Genomic DNA, 17,746 nt, shown 5'->3' on the forward strand with positions numbered 1-17,746 from the left:
GACGGGCCACAACAGCGGGTTGTTCAGCGGCCGTTGGATCAGCTGCCGTTGCTCGCACCGCGACGGCGCATGCCGAAGTAGACGGCTCCGCCGCCCACGACGACGAGGGCGCCCGCGATACCGGCGATCATGCCGGTGTTGGAGTTGGCACCGGTCTCGGCGAGGTTCGAGGAACCGGCCGCCGGGGACGGCGCGTTGTCCGTCGTCGTGGCGGGAGCGGTGCTGCTGCTCTCCGAGGCCGACGGGGTCGGGGTGTCGGACTCGGCCGGGGTCGAGGCGGTCTCCGACGGCGTCGGGGAAGCCTCCGTCGGGGTCGGGCTGGGCGACTCCGTCTCGCAGGCCTTGGACGGGGTGGTCAGGAGTTCCTTGAGGTCCTCGTCGACCTGGTTTCCGGCCTTGACGTGGACGCGGTACGAGGCGTTCGGCTTCCAGGCCTCGGGGAAGGAGGCGGTGACTCCTTCGCGCGAGCCCTTGACCGTCTGCTCGCCGACCTTCTGCACGTCGGCACCGTTGCTCTCCAGGAACACCGTGATGGTCGCCTCGGTGGCCGAGGCGTCCTTGTCGGTGACGGTGATGACACCGTTGGCGCCGTCACACGTGGCTTCGGCGGAGAACTCGCTGATGTTGCAGGCGAGCGCGTTGCCCGCGAATCCGAGTGCGAGTGCGGCCGAGGCGGACGCGACACCGAGGATGCGTACGGAACGTCGAGATATGGACACGTTTGCCCTTCACGGGATGTGCAACTGCGGGGGGTTTAGGGGGAGATGGAGCGGCAATGAGGTGAGGCACCACTGCCCCCAGGAGTCTCACTGGTCTATAAGTGCTGCGTAAGCAGTGTCAATGCATATGCGGTGTACAGCAGTTGCCTTTACCTGCACTTTAATCAGCGAGACGTTTCAGTGCCTCCGGAGCCTCCTCGATCCGGTCAACGAGGGCGATACGGGCCTCCATTGGCCGTTCCCGGGCAAGTGCACGCAGCAGCGGCCAGGTCGGCAGCCGCTCCGTCCAGTGCTCCCGGTCCACGAGCACCATCGGCGTGGGCTCGCCGCGCGACTCGTAGTAGTTCGGCGTCGCGTTGTCGAAGATCTCCTGTACGGTCCCGGCCGCGCCCGGCAGAAACACCACACCCGCGTTCGAGCGGGCCAACAGGCCGTCCTCGCGGGTGGCGTTGGCGAAGTACTTGGCGATGTGCGAGGCGAAGGCGTTCGGCGGCTCGTGGCCGTAGAACCACGTCGGGATGCCGATCGAGTGGTTGCCCTTGGGCCAGCGGGTGCGGACCTCGAAGGCGCCCTGGGCCCAGTCGGTGATCGAGGGGCTGAACGACGGTGATCCGGCGAGGAGTTCGCACGCCTCCTCCAGCATGGCGTCCTCGTACGGCGCCGCGTACGCGCCCAGGTTCGCCGCCTCCATGGCACCGGGCCCGCCGCCGGTCGCCACCGTGAACCCGGCGCGGCTCAGCTCACGGCCCAGGCGCGCGGCACCGCCGTAGGCCTCCGTGCCGCGTGCCATCGCGTGGCCGCCCATCACGCCCACCACCCGTGCGCCGCGCAGGAGTTCGTCGAGGGCGTCGGAGATGGAGTCGTCGTGGACGGCGCGCAGCATCGACGCGTATATGTCGCCGTCGGCCTTGGTCCGCTGGAACCAGGCGTACGCGAGCGCGTCCGGTGTCTGCTCGTACCCCTTGTCGAGCGAGTCGAACAGCTCGGTCGGCGTGTAGAGATGGCCGCGGTAGGGGTCGAACGGGAGGTGCGGGACGGGCGGGAAGACCAGCGCGCCGTCGGCCCGGACCTTCGCGGCCGCCTCGTCGCGCATCGGGCAGCCGAGGAAGACGGCGCCCGAGGTGTCCGTGGTGAGCAACTCCCGCGTACGGTCCGTCAGATCGACGCCCTGGACGCGGTGTCCGGCGAGGGTGCCGCGGGACGAGACGGTCGCGTCGAAGTCCTCGACCGTCTCGATCTCGCGTTCGTCGTGGTGGGCCGCATGGGCCGGGCTCGTCTGCACGCGCCCATGCTAGGCACCCGACTGCTCAGCCCTGGACGGCCGCCGGGTCCATCCAGACGATCTCCCAGGAGTGGCTGTCCAGGTCCTCGAAGGAGCGGCCGTACATGAAACCCTGGTCGTTGATGTCGTCGTTGGCGGTGCCGCCCGCCGCGACCGCCTTGTTCACCAGCTCGTCGACCTTCTCCCGGCTCTCGGCGCTCAGACACAGCAGCACCTCGCTGGTCTTGGCCGCGTCGGCGATCTCCTTCTTCGTGAAGTCGCTGTAGCGCTTCTTCTCCAGGAGCATCGCGATGATCGTCTCGCTGATCACGACACAGGTGGTGTCGTCGGTGCTGAACTGCGGGTTGGTCGAGAAACCGAGCTCGGTGAAGAACTTCTTCGACGCGGCGGCGTCGTTCACGGCGAGGTTCACGAAGATCATCTGCTGGTACATGTCGGGGCCTCTCCCATCGGGCGTGCGTGCTGATCGGTGGGTAGACCGGCGCCCCGCGCGAAACTCATCGGTGGGCGAGCGGAAGTGCCGCGAGTTCCGCGATCACGACGGTCAGCGGCACGAACAGGGCGAGCAGCGCGCCCGCGCGCAGAGCGGCCGCGCTGCGCAGCACGGTGGCCGGGGCGCCGAGCCGTACCAGCGCGGCCGTGGTGTCGGCGCGGGCCTGCCGGGCCTCGACGGCGGCGGTGAGCAGGGTCGCCACCGTGCAGCCGGCCACCAGGAGCGTGCCGAGGGTGGTCAGCGGGCCGACGGACGCGTCCGTGTCGTACAGCGCCGTCATCGCGTACGCGCCCGACGCCACCGCGCAGACCACGCCCAGCGGGCGGCCGATGCGGGTCGCCTCCTCCATGAGGACCCGGCCCGCGAGGAGCCGGAGGGCGCCCGGACGCACGGCCTGGAGAAGCCGTCCGCACAGGTGGGTGAGGCCGGGGCCCGCCAGGGCGAGACCGAGCGCGGTCAGCACCCAGCCGGCCAGCACACCCGCGGGGCCGCCCACGTGACCGCCGGGCATCGACAGCCCGTCGGTGTCCGCCGTCCGGTTCGCGTACGCCTCGACGGCGAGACCGGCGGCGAGGACGGCCACGCCCCAGGGGAGGCCCTTGGGGACCTCGCGGGGGGCCGGGGGGCGGGTGGGGTCCAGGTCGACGGGGTCCGTGACGCCGGCGGACGGCTCGGCGTCGGCTGCGGGCTCGGGCGCCGGGGAGGGCGTCTCCTCAACTGCCGCCGTACGGCCGCCCGTTCGCAGGTGGGCGCCGAACCTGCCGTACGCCCCGAAGGTCTCGCGGGTGCTCGACCTGCCGTAGGCGCCGAAACGGCCGCAGGACCTCGGGGCGCCCTTCGTCGAGGACGGGTGCTTGGTGTCCTTCGGGCGGAGGGTGAGGGCCACCGAGACGGAGGCGGTCACGGGGACGAGGGCGAGCAGGGTGAGTGCGGCGGGGAGGGGGAGGGGGGTGTCCGAGGCCAGGAACTCCGCCGCCGCTCCGTCGAAGGGCATTCCGGTGAGGTCGCCGCGGAGGTGGAGGAAGAAGAGCAGGGCCAGCATGGAGCCGAGGGTGCAGGCGAGGGCGGTCGTGGTCGCCGAGATCGCCATCAGGCGGCCCGGGCCGAGGCCGATCGCGGAGAGGCCGGGGCGGGGTTTCGTCGCCGGGTCGGTGCGTGCGACCGCGATCGCGAAGTACACGGTGGCGGCCAGCGGGGTCGCGCACCAGGCGAGGCGGAGGGCCGCGGCTGCGGGGGAGTCGGGGTGGCCCATCGCGTAGCCGAGGGTGCAGAGGAGGAGGAAGCCCGTGCCCGCCGAGGCCACCGCGACCAGCAGGCGGCGCAGTTGGACGGCGGGGTGCGAGCCGCGGGTCAGACGGAGAGCGAGCACGCGGCCCGGCCTTCCGACTCGGCGACCGGGGGGAGGTGAACCGTGTTCACACGGCGTCCGTCCAGGAGCGACACCGTGCGGTCCGCGAGGGCCGCCGTCTCCGCCTCGTGGGTCGCGAGGACGACCGTGATGCCGTGCGAGCGGGCGGCCGTCGTGAGCGTGCGCAGGACCTGGGCGCGGTCCGCGCGGTACAGCGGGGCGGTCGGCTCGTCGGCGAACAGGACCGTGGGCGCCGGGGCCAGCGCGCGGGCGATCGAGACGCGCTGACGCTCCGCCTGACGCAGTTCGTGCGGGCGCTTGCGGGCGTGGTCGCCGATGTCGAGGCGGTCCAGCCACTCCAGGGCGGCGGTCTTGGCACGGCGGCGGCTGGTGCCGCGCAGCATCAGGGGGAGGGCCGCGTTCTCCCACACGTTCAGCTCCGGGACGAGCACGGGGGCCGGGTCGATCCAGCCGAAGCGGTCGCGGCGCAGCCGTTCCCGGGTGAGCGGGCCCATGGTGTGCACGGGCACGCTGTTGAACCAGACCTCGCCTCGGCTCGGGCGCTCCAGGCCGGAGAGGCAGCGCAGCAGGGTCGTCTTGCCGCTGCCGCGTGGGCCCATGACGGCGAGGATCTCGCTCTCCCGGACACCGAGCGAGACGCCGCTGAGCGCGGGCGTGCCGTCGTTGTGCTGGAAGTGCAGGGCACGTGCCCAGAGCACGTCGTTGTCCGGCGGGGCCACCATGCGCGTACACCTCGTTCTGATCCGTTTTCCGTACCACGTCCCCCTTGCGGGGGAACGAGGACGGGGCCGATCGGTTACCAGGCACGCTAAGGAGGATGGGGGTGTGACCCCGGACAGCACACGGCCCGGGGTGCGTCCTTCTCACTCGGACGGGCGCACCCCGGGCCGTATAAACCGCTGAATCGCCGAAGGCTAGAGCTTCGTCCAGGCCTCCGTCAGGACCTGGCGGACGATGCCCTCGATCTCGTCGAAGGTCGACTGGTCGGAGATCAGCGGCGGCGACAGCTGGATGACCGGGTCACCGCGGTCGTCGGCGCGGCAGTAGAGGCCGTACTCGAAGAGCTTCTTGGAGACGAAGCCGTAGAGCACGCGCTCCGACTCCTCGTCCGTGAAGGTCTCCTTGGTGGCCTTGTCCTTGACGAGCTCGATGCCGTAGAAGAAGCCGTTGCCGCGGACGTCGCCGACGATCGGGAGGTCGTGCAGCTTCTGCAGGGTGTTGAGGAAGTTGGCCTCGTTGTCGAGGACGTGCTGGTTGAGGCCCTCGCGCTCGAAGATGTCGAGGTTGGCGAGGCCGACCGCCGCGGAGACCGGGTGGCCGCCGAAGGTGTAGCCGTGCAGGAAGGTGTTGTCGCCCTTGTAGAACGGCTCGGCCAGGCGGTCGGAGATGATGCAGGCGCCGATCGGGGAGTAGCCCGAGGTCATGCCCTTGGCGCAGGTGATCATGTCCGGCACGTAGTCGAACTTGTCGCAGGCGAACATCGTGCCGAGGCGGCCGAAGGCGCAGATGACCTCGTCGGAGACCAGGAGTACGTCGTACTGGTCGCAGATCTCGCGGACCCGCTGGAAGTAGCCGGGCGGGGGCGGGAAGCAGCCGCCGGCGTTCTGCACCGGCTCCAGGAAGACCGCGGCGACCGTCTCCGGGCCCTCGAACAGGATCTGCTGCTCGATCTGGTCGGCGGCCCAGCGGCCGAAGGCCTCCGGGTCGTCGCCGAAGAGCGGGGCGCGGTAGATGTTGGTGTTCGGCACCTTGTGCGCGCCCGGGACGAGCGGCTCGAACGGGGCCTTCAGGGCCGGGAGTCCGGTGATGGACAGGGCACCCTGCGGGGTGCCGTGGTACGCGACCGCGCGGGAGATGACCTTGTACTTGGTCGGCTTGCCCTGCAGCTTGAAGTACTGCTTGGCGAGCTTCCAGGCGGTCTCGACGGCCTCGCCGCCGCCGGTGGTGAAGAAGACCTTGTTCAGGTCGCCGGGCGCGTGGTGGGCGAGACGCTCCGCCAGCTCCACGGCCTTCGGGTGGGCGTACGACCAGATGGGGAAGAACGCCAGCTCCTGCGCCTGCTTGGCGGCGGTCTCGGCCAGCTCGGCGCGGCCGTGGCCGGCCTGGACCACGAACAGACCCGCGAGACCGTCGAGGTAGCGCTTGCCCTTGTCGTCGTAGATGTAGGTGCCCTCGCCACGGACGATCGTGGGAACGGGCGCGTTCTCGTACGAGGACATGCGGGTGAAGTGCATCCACAGGTGGTCGTACGCGGTGCGGCTGAGGTCCTTGCTCACGGTTATCGGGTTCCCCACATGTAGGTCTGCTTCTTGAGCTTCAGATAGACGAAGCTCTCGGTGGAGCGCACGCCGGGGAGGGCCCGGATGCGTTTGTTGATGACGTCCAGCAGGTGGTCGTCGTCCTCGCAGACGATCTCGGCGAGGAGGTCGTACGAGCCCGCGGTCATCACCACGTACTCCACTTCCGGCATGGCCGTCAGCGCGTCGGCGACGTTCTCGACATCACCTTCGACGTTCACACCGACCATCGCCTGTCTGCGGAAGCCCACGGTGAGCGGGTCCGTGACGGCGACGATCTGCATGACGCCCTGGTCGAGCAGCTTCTGGACGCGCTGGCGCACGGCCGCCTCGGACAGGCCGACGGCCTTGCCGATCGCGGCGTACGGCCGGCGGCCGTCCTCCTGGAGTTGCTCGATGATGGCGAGGGAGACGGCGTCCAGGTGAGGAGTACTGCCGTTCCTGGACTCGCGGGGGTCCCTCTGTTCTGCGCTGCGACTGGCCACGGCTTCACTGTGCACGACGTCTCGACCGTTCCGCAAGGCCGCTTCGATGAAATTCGTTGTTTACGTGGTCGAGACTTGCGGATTTCGTAGCCTTGGCGCGATCGGGGGTGTTGAAAACGTGGGCCGGGCGATTAGGGTGGGTGTCTCAGTGATTGGACACCTGAACTTGGAGGGCCGGCAGTGAGCACCGAACTGCGTCGTCTGCGCAACTACATCGACGGTGAGTTCCGGGACGCCGCCGACGGACGGACCACCGAGGTGGTCAACCCCGTGACGGGCGAGGCGTACGCGACCGCGCCGCTGTCCGGGACGGCGGACGTGGACGCCGCGATGGCGGCCGCGGCGGCGGCCTTCCCGGCCTGGCGGGACGAGACCCCGGCCAAGCGGCAGAAGTTCCTGCTGGACATCGCCACCGCGTTCGAGGAGCGCGCGGAGGAACTGATCGCGGCCGAGGTGGAGAACACCGGCAAGCCGATCGGGCTCACCCGCTCCGAGGAAATCCCGCCGATGGTCGACCAGATCCGCTTCTTCGCGGGCGCGGCCCGGATGCTCGAAGGCCGTTCGGCCGGCGAGTACATGGAGGGCATGACCTCCATCATCCGGCGCGAGCCGATCGGCGTCTGCGCGCAGGTCGCGCCGTGGAACTACCCGATGATGATGGCCGTCTGGAAGTTCGCCCCGGCCCTGGCCGCCGGCAACACGGTCGTCCTGAAGCCCTCGGACACGACCCCCGCCTCGACCGTCCTGATCGCCGAGATCATCGGCTCGATCGTGCCCAAGGGCGTCTTCAACGTCGTGTGCGGCGACCGGGACACCGGCCGCGCGATGGTCGAGCACCACACGCCGGCGATGGCCTCCATCACCGGTTCGGTGCGCGCGGGCATGTCCGTCGCCGAGTCCGCGTCCAAGGACCTCAAGCGGGTCCACCTGGAGCTGGGCGGCAAGGCTCCCGTCGTTGTCTTCGAGGACACCGACATCGCCAAGGCCGTCGAGGACATCTCGGTCGCGGGCTTCTTCAACGCGGGCCAGGACTGTACGGCGGCGACGCGGGTGCTCGTACAGGAAGGCATCCACGACGAGTTCGTGGCGGCTCTCGCCAAGGCGGCCGCCGAGACGAAGACCGGGCAGCCGGACGACGAGGACGTGCTCTACGGCCCGCTCAACAACGCCAACCAGCTCAAGCAGGTGACCGGCTTCATCGAGCGGCTGCCGGCGCACGCGAAGGTGGAGTCGGGCGGCCACCGGGTCGGTGAGGTCGGCTACTTCTACGCCCCGACCGTCGTCTCGGGCCTCAAGCAGGACGACGAGATCATCCAGAACGAGGTCTTCGGCCCGGTCATCACCGTCCAGTCCTTCACGGACGAGGCCCAGGCCATCGAGTGGGCCAACGGCGTCGACTACGCGCTGGCGTCCTCGGTGTGGACGAAGGACCACGGGCGGGCGATGCGGCTGTCGAAGTCGCTGGACTTCGGCTGCGTGTGGATCAACACCCACATCCCGCTGGTCGCGGAGATGCCGCACGGCGGCTTCAAGAAGTCCGGCTACGGCAAGGACCTGTCGGGCTACGGCTTCGAGGACTACACCCGGATCAAGCACGTGATGACGTCGCTGGACGCGTAGGCCTGCGGCGCTTGACCAGACGTACACACCGCGGCCCTGTACGGGATCAACTCCCGTACAGGGCCGCGGTGTTGTGTACCGGGATGTCTGGCTGTCGCGGCGCCGGACACCCGGACCGGAGTCGACGAAGACCTCGTGCTGCGCACCTGCCGTGTGAACCGGCGGTTACTTCACAGCCAACCGATCGACAAGGTGTCGGGTCCGCGGGAAGCCGCTCGACGCAGCGTCCATTGATCGGGGACAGGTCGCCGGGTCATGCTGCGCGGGTGCCCCAGACTCCGAAGTCGTATCCGCCCTCCCGCCGCTCCCTGCTGCGCGCGCTCGGCGGAACCGCCGCGCTCGGCGCGCTCGCCGGGTGTGGTGTGCCCGCCGCGTATGTGAAGGCCGGGGACCGTGCCGGCGCCGATCTGTCCGCCAAGGACAAGCGGCTGACCTGGGCGAACTGGCCGCTGTACATCGACACCGATGACGACGACCAGACGAAGCGGCCCACGCTGGACGCCTTCGAGAAGAAGACCGGGATATCCGTCGACTACATCGAGGAGATCAACGACAACGACGAGTTCTTCGGCAAGATCAGCCCGGCGCTCATGAACCACCAGCAGACCGGCCGCGACCTGATCGTCATGAGCGACTGGATGTGCGCGCGGTTCGTCCGCCTCGGCTGGGTCCAGCGGATGGACCGGTCGAGCCAGCCCAACGTGGCGAAGTACCTCGACCCGCAGCTCAGTTCGCCCGCGTTCGACCCCGGGCGCCGGTACACGGTGCCGTGGCAGTCGGGGATCACCGGCATCGCGTACAACCACCGCAAGCTCGGCCGCGAGATCCGCCATGTGTCCGACCTGTGGGCGAGCGACCTGAAGGGCCGGGTCACTCTGCTCTCCGGCCTGGACGAGGCGTTCGCGCTGCTGATGCAGGGCAACGGCGTCGACATCACCAAGTGGACCGCCGCCGACTTCCACAAGGTGTGCGACCAGGTGCAGACCCAGATCAGCCGGAACCAGATCCGCCGCTTCACCGGCAACGACTACACCAAGGACCTGGTCAGCGGCGACGTCCTCGCCTGCCAGGCCTACTCCGGCGACGTGATCCAGCTCCAGGCCGACAACCCGGACATCCGCTTCGTCGTCCCCGAGGAGGGCGCCGAACTCTGGGCGGACTCCCTGATGATCCCCGACCTGGCCCGCCACAAGACCAACGCCGAAAAGCTGATCGACTACTACTACGACCCCGAGGTCGCCGCGGAACTCGCCGCCTGGGTCAACTACGTCTGCCCCGTCCCCGCCGCCCAGGACGTCCTCGCGGCCTCCAAGGACAAGGACACCGCGGAGCTGGCCGAGAACCCGCTGATCTTCCCGGACGCGACGATGCGCGAGCACCTCGCGATCGCGCGGGACATCACGTCGACGGAGCGGGTGGAGTTCGCGAAGGAGTGGAACAAGATCGTGGGGTTGTAGGGGCGGTGGCGCGGAGCCCCGGCGTGCACGCCCTGTCCGCCCGCGCCGGCGCGGCGTTCCAGCAACTCCCTTGCCCGGATTGAGAGTTGTGGCGCGATGTGCGTGGAGTCGTGAAGAGTTCTCGCATGGTTCCGGTGGTTCGGTCCCGGGAACGGAGAGGGCGGGGCTCACTCGGCGCCCGCGAGCAGGGCGGGCGCCGCTCCACGCGATGGGAGACCGATCAACGATGTTCACTCCGGTGCGGAGAAGAGTACGGACGGCCGCGCTCGCGCTCTCGACCATGGCGGCACTCGCCTTGGGCGCGACCGCCACGAGCGGCGCGGCAGCGGCGCCCGCCGCCGCGAAACAGGGACCGACCTCGGTGGCGTACGTCGAGGTGAACAACAACAGCATGCTGAACGTCGGCAAGTACACCCTCGCCAACGGCGGCGCCAACGTCTTCGACATCGCCGTGATCTTCGCGGCGAACATCAACTACGACGCGGGCACGAAGGCGGGGACCCTGTACTTCAACCCGAACGTGCAGAGCGTCCTCGACAACGCCGCCACGCAGATACGGCCGTTGCAGCAGAAGGGCATCAAGGTCGTCCTCTCGGTGCTCGGCAACCACCAGGGCTCCGGCTTCGCCAACTTCCCGTCCCAGCAGACGGCTTCGACGTTCGCGAAGCAGCTGTCGGACACCGTGACCAAGTACGGCCTCGACGGCATCGACTTCGATGACGAGTACGCCGACTACGGCAACAACGGCACCACCCAGCCCAACGCCAGCTCGTTCGTGTACCTGGTGTCGGCACTGCGCGCCAACATGCCGGACAAGATCATCAGCCTCTACAACATCGGCCCGGCCGCGTCGCGCCTGTCCTACGGCGGCGTCGACGTCTCGTCCAAGTTCGACTACGCCTGGAACCCGTACTACGGCACCTGGCAGGTCCCCGGCATCGCACTGCCCAAGTCGAAGCTGTCGCCGGCGGCCGTCCAGATCGGCGGGACCTCGCAGAGCACGGTCGCCTCACTCGCCGCCCGCACGGTCAGCGAGGGGTACGGCGTCTTTCTGACGTACAACCTCGACGGCTCCGATCGCAGCGCCGATGTCTCCGCGTTCACCAGGCAGTTGTACGGCAGTGACGCCACCTACACGCCGTAGGCCGGCCGCACTCGCCGTCGTCCGGTGCTCCTTCGGGGCTTGCCGCATCCCGTAGGACCGCGGCTCGGGCCGTCCGCGTCTTCGACAACGTTGTCGGAGGCGCGGGCGCCACAGGTGCCGCAGGCGGGTGGGCAGTCGGGCAGTCGGTTCAGAGGCTGCCGGGGCGGACCAGGCCCGTTCTCTTCACGCCGCTCAGGATGGGGGTGACCTCCAGCGTGGTGACGTGGGGGAGGGCGCCGATCGTGTCGCTCAGGAAGTGGTAGAGCGCGTTGAGGTCGGCGGCGGCGACGGCCACGAGGAGGTTGGCCGAGCCGGTGGTGGCTGAGGCGAAGCGGACCTGGGGGTGGCGGCTGAGTTCGCGGCCCGTCTCCTCCAGGCCGCCGGGGGCGACCGTGATCCACAGCAGGGCCTCGGTACGGATGCCCAGCCGGGCCAGGTCGACCTCGGTCGCGAGTCTGACCACCTGGCCGGCGACCAGTGTCTCCAGTCGGCGGCGGGCAGTGAGGGCGGTGGTGTCGGCGCGGCGGGCGAGGTCGGTGTAGGAGGCCCGTCCGTCCTCGATCAGGGTGGTGATCAGGGCGTGGTCGAGGGGCTGGAGGGCTGGGCGGGCCGCCGGGGCGGGCAACTCCGGTCTGAGGCTGGTCAGTTCGGCCTCCGTGAGCAGGCCGCCGCTCCAGTCGAAGGCCGCCGGGAACACCCGTAGGAGGATGTGCGAGGTCCACGACTGGACCGCGGGGGTGGCCGGGAGGTCGCGCAGGAGCAGGGAGTTGCGGGCGTCCGGGCCGTCCAGGAACAGGATCGTGCAGATCTCGTCGCCGCCGCCGAGGATGTCCACCCAGACGGTGTCGGGACGGCGGGCCAGGGTCGCGGCGATGGCGCTGATCTGGTTGGGGCGGCAGCGGATGCGCAGGGCCAGCGGGATCAGGTCGGGGAACCACACCGGGTTGCGTACGGCGGTGGCGCGCAGCGTCTTGTCGTGGAACAGCGGTGCCGCGCGACGCACCACGGTGCGCTCCGAGATGCCCAGGACGCGGCCGACCGTGCGCCACGAGGCCCGGGGGGAGGCCAGCATCGCGGCGGCGATCCGACTGTCCGTCTCGCTCAAGGGGTGGCTTGCTTTCGCCATATCCGCCTGGTCCTCTGTCCTGCTTTCGCGCTTCCGATTCCTCATTCTGGCTCGGATCGATGCTCGCCGCTAGAAACGGTTCGGAGCAGACGACGGAGAGAGGGTGAGCCCGATGGTGGGTGTCGCGGAGACGGATCGAGGCCGGGTCAGGGGTGACGTGCGGGGCGAGGTGGTCTCCTTCCGGGGGATTCCCTACGCCGCTTCACCTGTCGGGGAGTTGCGGTTCGCGCCGCCTCGGCCGCACCCGGGGTGGACCGGGGTGCGGGAAGCCGCGCAGGCCGGACCGGCCGTCCCGCAGGGGGCCTCCCGGCTGGAACGGGTGATGGGTCCCCGCGTGCCGGACTGGGACGAGGACGGCTGCCTGACCGTCAACGTCCATGTTCCGGAAGGGGCGTTGGAGGACAACGCGGCCCGGCCGGTCCTGGTGTGGTGGCACGGGGGCGGCTTCACCAGTGGTTCCGGCGGCTGGGACTGGTACGACGGCGGGCGGCTGGCCGCGCTCGGCGACATCGTCGTGGTCACCGCCAACTACCGCGTGGGGCCCCTGGGTTACCTGTACCTGCCGGAGATCGGCGCCGCCAACCTCGGCGCCCAGGACCAGGCCGCCCTGCTGGCCTGGGTGCGGGACAACATCGCCTCCTTCGGCGGCGATCCACGCGAGGTGACGGTCGGCGGGCAGTCGGCCGGAGCGTATTCATCGCTTGCGCTGGCGCTCGATCCGCGGACATCGGGACTCGTGAACCGGGTACTGCTGGAGAGCGGTCCGTTCGGCCTGGCCCCGCAGGACCCGCAGCACGCGGCCGAGAACGCCGAAGCGTATCTACGGCTGCTCGGGGTTCCGGACGGAGCGGACGCGGCAACCGCCTTGCGCGCACTGCCCGTTGAGCGACTGCTGTCCGCCTACGGCCGGCTCGCGGGGCAGCTCGCGCGTCCGGGCAACGCCGCTCCGCCGATGTATCCGGTGCTGGGCGGGCCCGGTGTTCCCCGCGATCTGCGTCGGGGGGTCGTGGACGGCGGACTGGAGGGCAAGTCGCTGCTGATCGGCACCACTCGGGACGAGGCGACGGCCTTCACCGCCTTCGACCCGCACATCCAGAACCTCGGCGTTGGCGGTGCGTTGGACCTGCTGGCTGGTCAACTTGGCGCACGCGCCCATGAGTTCTACGAGCGGTACGCCGCACGGTTCGAAGAGCCCACCGCGGCACGGGTGTTCACCGCGATGGTCACCGACGATCTGTTCCGCGCCGACTCGTTGCGGATCGCCGACCATCACGCTGCGGGTGGCAATGCGACCTACGTGTACGAGTTCGACTACCGGCCGGCCCAGGATCCGTACGGGTTGGGTGCCACCCACTGCGGTGAACTGCCCTTCCTTTTCGGCACGTTCGATGCTTTTGCGGACAGTCCGATGTTGGGGCGGCCGACCGATGCCGTACGGGAACTGGGGCGTACCTTCGCCGGCGCGGTCGCCGAGTTCGTCGTCAGTGGATCGGTGCATGACTGGTTGCCGTACACGCCTGCGACGGCGGCTCGCATTCGGCACCTCGGCTGAGGCGGGCGGCCGGAGTGTTGGAGCCTTGGGCAGGCCACTTTGTTGTTTGAAGCTGTAGTCGTTTGAAAGGGCTTGATGAGCATGCCGCGTACCCGTTCGTTCGTGCAGGTCGACGTGTTTTCCACCAGCCCCTATTCCGGCAATCCGGTCGCCGTCGTGCTCGACGGGACCGACCTGAGCGACGATGAGATGCGGGGGCTGGCGCGCTGGACGAACCTGTCCGAGACCACGTTCGTGCTGCCGCCCACCGTCCCCGAGGCGGACTACCGGCTGCGGATCTTCACCCCCGGGGGCGAGTTGCCGTTCGCCGGGCACCCCACCCTCGGGTCCGCGCGGGCCTGGCTGGACGGTGGTGGCACACCGCGGGACGACGAACGCATCGTGCAGGAGTGCGGCGCGGGACTGGTCGCCGTGCGGCGGGGTGAAGGGACGTTGGCCTTTGCGGCTCCGCCTCGGGTGCGGGAGGGGGCGCTCGACGAGGATCAACTGCTGCGGATCGTGGGTGCGTTCGGGATCTCGCGGGACCGGGTCGTGGCGCATCAGTGGGTCGACAACGGGCCCGGGTGGGCCGTGGTGCAGTTGGCCACGGCCGAGGAGGTGCTCGCCCTCGAACCTGATTTCTCCGCCTTCCCGGACGCGATGGTCGGTGCGATCGGGGCCTGTCCGGAGGGGTCTCGGCACGCGTTCGAGATGCGGACCTTCGCCCCCGCCGCCGGCGTGCCCGAGGACCCCGCCTGCGGGAGCATGAACGCCGGCGTGGGGCAGTGGCTCATCTCGACCGGTGGCGCGGCCGCCTCCTACCGGGTCTCGCAGGGCACGCGGCTGGGGCGGGCCGCGAGTATCGAGATCAGCGCCGATGCGGACGGCACCGTATGGGTCAGTGGCGCCGCTGTCGTGTGTATTCGCGGGGCCATCACGCTCTGATCGTCATGGGGTGCCCGTGTCGGTGTCCGCCGTGAGCGTCTTCATCGTGACGTAGCTCGTTACCGTTGCCACGCCGGGCAGGGTCGCCAGCTGGTTGGCGTGGAAGTCCTCGTAGGCGGGCAGGTCGGCCACCTCCACCTGGAGGAGATAGTCGAAGTTGCCGGTGATGTGGTGGCAGGCGACCACCTCGGGCAGCCGGGTGACCCCGCGTTCGAACGCGACCACGTCCGCCCGCGTGTGCCGCATCAGCCGTACGCCCGCGAAGACCCGCAGGCTGCGGCCGATCGCGGCGGGATCGATCAGCGCGCGGTAGCCGCGGATGACCCCCGCCTCCTCCAGCTGGCGCACGCGCCGCAGGCAGGGGGACGGGGAGAGCCCGACCCGGGCGGCGAGCTCGTTGTTGCTGATGCGGCCGTGCGTTTCGAGCACGGCCAGAATCGATCGGTCCACCTCATCCATGGCGGCAGGTTATTGCGCCAAAGGCTTGACTACCACAATTGTGCGCCTGCCTGGCGCGCAATTTGCTGCCGAAATTGCCGAGATGCGGGCATCTTGGACTGTCGGTCGGTCACGCTCTGTGGAGTCACACCGACGGTCCAGGTCCACGGAAGGGCAGCCATGCCGGGCAAGAGCACCATCACCGTTCACGCCGATCGCGAGGTCCATCCGAGCCGTGCCGTGGCTCCGCCCATCTACCAGACGGCGGCGTTCTCGGCCGAGGACGCGGAGATGTTCGCGCGAGGGGCCGTAGAACCGCGCGGCAAGGACTTCTACACCCGGTTCGGCAACCCGAACCATGCCCAAGTCGCCGCCGTCGTCGCCGAGTTGGAGAACACCGAGGCGGCCATGGTCACCGCGTCCGGGATGGCCGCGCTCACCACGGCCGTGCTGGCGCTGGTGTCCGCCGGTGACCATGTCGTCGGGCAGCGGTCCACCTACGGGGGTACCGCGTCGGTGCTGTTGAACCTGCTGCCGCGCTTCGGGGTGACGACCACGCTGGTCGACCAGACCGACCCGGAGGCGTTCGCGAGGGCGCTGACCCCGCAGACCCGGCTGATCCTGGTGGAGACCCCGAGCAACCCGTTGCTGCAGATCACCGACCTGCGGGCCGTAGCGGAACTGGCCCGCGCGCACGACGCGTTGACCATGGCGGACAACACCTTCGCCACTCCGCTGAACCAGCGGCCGGTGGACTTCGGTGTCGACCTGGTGTGGCACAGCGCGACGAAGTATCTGAACGGCCATTCCGATGTGTCCGCGGGAGTGCTGGCCGGGCCGGCCGAGATCCTCGACCGGATATGGGACGTGGGTCTCCTGACCGGTGCCACGCTCGGGCCGATCGACGCCTGGCTGTTGCTGCGCGGGATGCGGACCCTGCCGTTGCGGGTGCCCCGGCACAACGCCAACGGGCTTGCCCTCGCAGAGGCGTTGAGCTCGCATCCGGCGGTGACGAAGGTGCACTATCCCGGGCTGGCGACGCACCCGCAGCACAAGGTGGCCGTGGACCAGATGAGCGGTTTCGGCGGGGTGCTCGGCATCGAGTTCGCCGGGGGGTTTGAGATGGCCGACGCGTTTCTCGGGCGGCTGCGTTACCCGCGCCGGTCGGCCAGCCTCGGGGGCGTGGAGTCGCTGGCCGTGCATCCGGCGTCGATGTGGCGCGGGATGCTCAGCGAGCAACAGCTCGCGGAATCCGTTCCGTTGGGGCTGGTCCGGCTGGCGGCGGGCACGGAGGACACGGCGGATCTCGTCGCGGATGCGCTCGCGGCGGCCGATGCGGTGCTGGCCGAAGCCGCGACCGACTGAGATCGGCTGAGACCGACTGAGACGGGCTGAGCGGCCGACCGTTCGCGAACAGCCCTTCGCCGAGCCGGAGTTCGGCCAGGACTCCCACTGGTTCACCTGGCCACGCGGCCCAACCCCCGGCACCCCCCTATTAGTTCAGGCACCCCCACACGTAAGGAGCCCCTCCGATGAAGACTCTCCTCACCGGCGGCACCGTGGTCAGCATGGACCCGGCTGTCGGCGATCTCGAACGCGGTGACGTACTGATCGAGGACGGTGTGATCGTCGAAGTGGCGGAGCGCATCGACGCGCGGGACGCCGAGGTGATCGACGCGACCGACCGGATCGTGATGCCCGGCTTCGTCGACAACCACCGCCACTCCTGGCAGACCGCGTTCCGCGGCGCCGGCGCGGACTGGACGTTCGCCGAGTGGGCGCTGGCCATGCACCGCACGGTCAAACCCCACTACCGGCCCGAGGACGTCTACGCCGGCACCCTGCTCGGCCGTCTGGAGGCCCTGCACTCCGGGGTGACCACGATGCTGGACTGGTACCACGTCGCGCAGACCCACGCGCACGAGGACGCCGCCGTCGCCGCGCTGCGGGACGCGCCGGGGCGGTCGATCTTCTGCCTCGGCGCAGGCTGGGGCACCGCCGACTCCGTCGACGCCGACATCCGCCGCGTCCGCTCCGAGCTGCCCGGCGACGGCCTCGTCACCATGGGGTTCGGCCTACGCGGACCCGACGACACCGGCATGGACATCGTCGCCCACGAACTGAAGCTGGCGGACGAACTCGGCCTGCGTACCAGCCTGCACGTCGACCCGGGCGGCACCAGCCCCACGGTCGCCGAGCTGCGCGAGCACGGTCTGCTGCGGGAGACCACCACGTTCGTGCACGCCAACGGGATCAGCGACGAAGAACTGCGGATGCTCGCGGACGCGGGCGCTTCGCTGTCCGTCAGCCCGGACGTCGAACTGAAGATGGGCTTCGGATCGCCGGTCACCGGGCGGGCGTTGGCCGCGGGCCTGCGCCCGACGCTGTCCGTCGACGACGTCCCCTCGGCCGGCGGAGACATGTTCTCCACGATGCGTACGGCCTTCGCCGTGCAGCGCGGTCTCGACGGCGGCCTGCGCTCCCGCGACCTGCTAGAGTTCATCACGATCGACGCCGCCCGCTCCTGCGGACTCGGCGCCCGCACCGGCAGCGTCACCCCCGGCAAGGACGCCGACCTGATCCTCCTGCGCACCGACGACCTGACGGTGTTCCCGGTCACCGACCCGGCCGGCAGCATCGTCAGCGCCGGCCATCCCGGCCTGGTCGACACCGTCCTCGTCGCCGGTCAAGTGGTCAAGCGCGACGGGGTGTTGGTGGGTGTGGACCTGCCGGAGTTGAGGACCCGGCTGCTCGCGTCCCGCGACCGGATCGCGGCGGCCGCGGGCATTCCGGTCGACGGTACGTGGCGACCGCGGCCGTAATCGGAGTAACTCGCAGGC

The 17,746-nt window shown here is 69.8% G+C and carries 16 protein-coding genes; 7 read left to right on the top strand and 9 right to left on the bottom strand.

Annotated elements, in window-relative coordinates; translation table 11 throughout:
- Window positions 1–38: 38 nt before the first annotated feature.
- From ACGFY9_RS30595 to ACGFY9_RS30625, 7 genes are all read right to left on the bottom strand, one after another.
- Window positions 39–719 (bottom strand): LAETG motif-containing sortase-dependent surface protein, encoded by a 681-nt coding sequence (locus tag ACGFY9_RS30595; protein WP_393759464.1) that lies wholly within the window; start codon window positions 717–719, stop codon window positions 39–41.
- A 160-nt stretch (window positions 720–879) separates the two neighbouring features.
- The gene (locus ACGFY9_RS30600; protein WP_393759466.1) at window positions 880–2,001 is read right to left on the bottom strand and encodes an LOG family protein; all 1,122 of its coding nucleotides are present in this window, start codon (window positions 1,999–2,001) and stop codon (window positions 880–882) included.
- Between the two features lie 25 nt (window positions 2,002–2,026).
- Complete coding sequence (locus ACGFY9_RS30605) at window positions 2,027–2,434, bottom strand: VOC family protein (protein WP_393759468.1); 408 nt, start codon at window positions 2,432–2,434, stop codon at window positions 2,027–2,029.
- A gap of 64 nt (window positions 2,435–2,498) precedes the next feature.
- The gene (locus ACGFY9_RS30610) at window positions 2,499–3,863 is read right to left on the bottom strand and encodes a hypothetical protein (RefSeq protein ID WP_393759470.1); all 1,365 of its coding nucleotides are present in this window, start codon (window positions 3,861–3,863) and stop codon (window positions 2,499–2,501) included.
- Entirely contained in the window at window positions 3,845–4,585 is a 741-nt protein-coding gene (locus ACGFY9_RS30615) for an ABC transporter ATP-binding protein (protein WP_393759472.1), read from the bottom strand. Before ACGFY9_RS30615 ends, ACGFY9_RS30610 begins: the two co-directional genes overlap by 19 nt.
- Window positions 4,586–4,777: 192 nt before the next feature.
- A complete protein-coding gene (locus tag ACGFY9_RS30620) occupies window positions 4,778–6,157 on the bottom strand; it encodes an aspartate aminotransferase family protein (RefSeq protein WP_393759474.1) in 1,380 nt (459 codons plus the stop codon).
- Complete coding sequence (locus ACGFY9_RS30625) at window positions 6,142–6,660, bottom strand: Lrp/AsnC family transcriptional regulator (protein ID WP_393759475.1); 519 nt, start codon at window positions 6,658–6,660, stop codon at window positions 6,142–6,144. Before ACGFY9_RS30625 ends, ACGFY9_RS30620 begins: the two co-directional genes overlap by 16 nt.
- Before the next feature lie 165 nt (window positions 6,661–6,825).
- Between ACGFY9_RS30625 and ACGFY9_RS30630 the strand changes: the two genes are divergently transcribed.
- The 3 genes from ACGFY9_RS30630 (at window position 6,826) to ACGFY9_RS30640 (ending at window position 10,866) form a co-directional block, all read left to right on the top strand.
- Entirely contained in the window at window positions 6,826–8,265 is a 1,440-nt protein-coding gene (locus tag ACGFY9_RS30630) for a gamma-aminobutyraldehyde dehydrogenase (RefSeq protein WP_393759477.1), read from the top strand.
- A 266-nt stretch (window positions 8,266–8,531) separates the two neighbouring features.
- Window positions 8,532–9,722: an extracellular solute-binding protein gene (locus tag ACGFY9_RS30635; protein ID WP_393759479.1), complete on the top strand. Its 1,191-nt coding sequence runs from the start codon at window positions 8,532–8,534 to the stop codon at window positions 9,720–9,722.
- A gap of 226 nt (window positions 9,723–9,948) precedes the next feature.
- Window positions 9,949–10,866 carry an endo-beta-N-acetylglucosaminidase H gene (locus ACGFY9_RS30640; RefSeq protein WP_393759481.1) on the top strand — a complete coding sequence of 306 codons (918 nt, stop codon included), beginning with the start codon at window positions 9,949–9,951 and terminating at the stop codon, window positions 10,864–10,866.
- A gap of 148 nt (window positions 10,867–11,014) precedes the next feature.
- Here the strand turns inward: ACGFY9_RS30640 and ACGFY9_RS30645 are convergent, their stop codons facing one another.
- Window positions 11,015–11,992 carry an Lrp/AsnC ligand binding domain-containing protein gene (locus ACGFY9_RS30645; RefSeq protein ID WP_393759483.1) on the bottom strand — a complete coding sequence of 326 codons (978 nt, stop codon included), beginning with the start codon at window positions 11,990–11,992 and terminating at the stop codon, window positions 11,015–11,017.
- A 112-nt stretch (window positions 11,993–12,104) separates the two neighbouring features.
- Between ACGFY9_RS30645 and ACGFY9_RS30650 the strand changes: the two genes are divergently transcribed.
- Entirely contained in the window at window positions 12,105–13,544 is a 1,440-nt protein-coding gene (locus ACGFY9_RS30650; RefSeq protein WP_393759533.1) for a carboxylesterase/lipase family protein, read from the top strand.
- An 81-nt stretch (window positions 13,545–13,625) separates the two neighbouring features.
- The gene (locus ACGFY9_RS30655) at window positions 13,626–14,468 is read left to right on the top strand and encodes a PhzF family phenazine biosynthesis protein (protein WP_393759484.1); all 843 of its coding nucleotides are present in this window, start codon (window positions 13,626–13,628) and stop codon (window positions 14,466–14,468) included.
- A gap of 3 nt (window positions 14,469–14,471) precedes the next feature.
- On the opposite strand, the gene ACGFY9_RS30660 is transcribed toward ACGFY9_RS30655, so the two are convergent.
- Window positions 14,472–14,927: an Lrp/AsnC family transcriptional regulator gene (locus ACGFY9_RS30660; RefSeq protein WP_393759486.1), complete on the bottom strand. Its 456-nt coding sequence runs from the start codon at window positions 14,925–14,927 to the stop codon at window positions 14,472–14,474.
- 159 nt (window positions 14,928–15,086) lie between these two features.
- Here ACGFY9_RS30660 and ACGFY9_RS30665 point away from each other — a divergent pair, with 159 nt between their 5' ends.
- Both ACGFY9_RS30665 and ACGFY9_RS30670 read left to right on the top strand, forming a co-directional pair.
- Complete coding sequence (locus ACGFY9_RS30665; RefSeq protein ID WP_393759488.1) at window positions 15,087–16,271, top strand: trans-sulfuration enzyme family protein; 1,185 nt, start codon at window positions 15,087–15,089, stop codon at window positions 16,269–16,271.
- Between the two features lie 167 nt (window positions 16,272–16,438).
- Window positions 16,439–17,728 (top strand): amidohydrolase family protein, encoded by a 1,290-nt coding sequence (locus ACGFY9_RS30670; protein WP_393759489.1) that lies wholly within the window; start codon window positions 16,439–16,441, stop codon window positions 17,726–17,728.
- Window positions 17,729–17,746 lie beyond the last annotated feature (18 nt).

This window comes from Streptomyces sp. NPDC048504 (genome assembly GCF_043200035.1).
GTDB lineage: Bacteria > Actinomycetota > Actinomycetes > Streptomycetales > Streptomycetaceae > Streptomyces.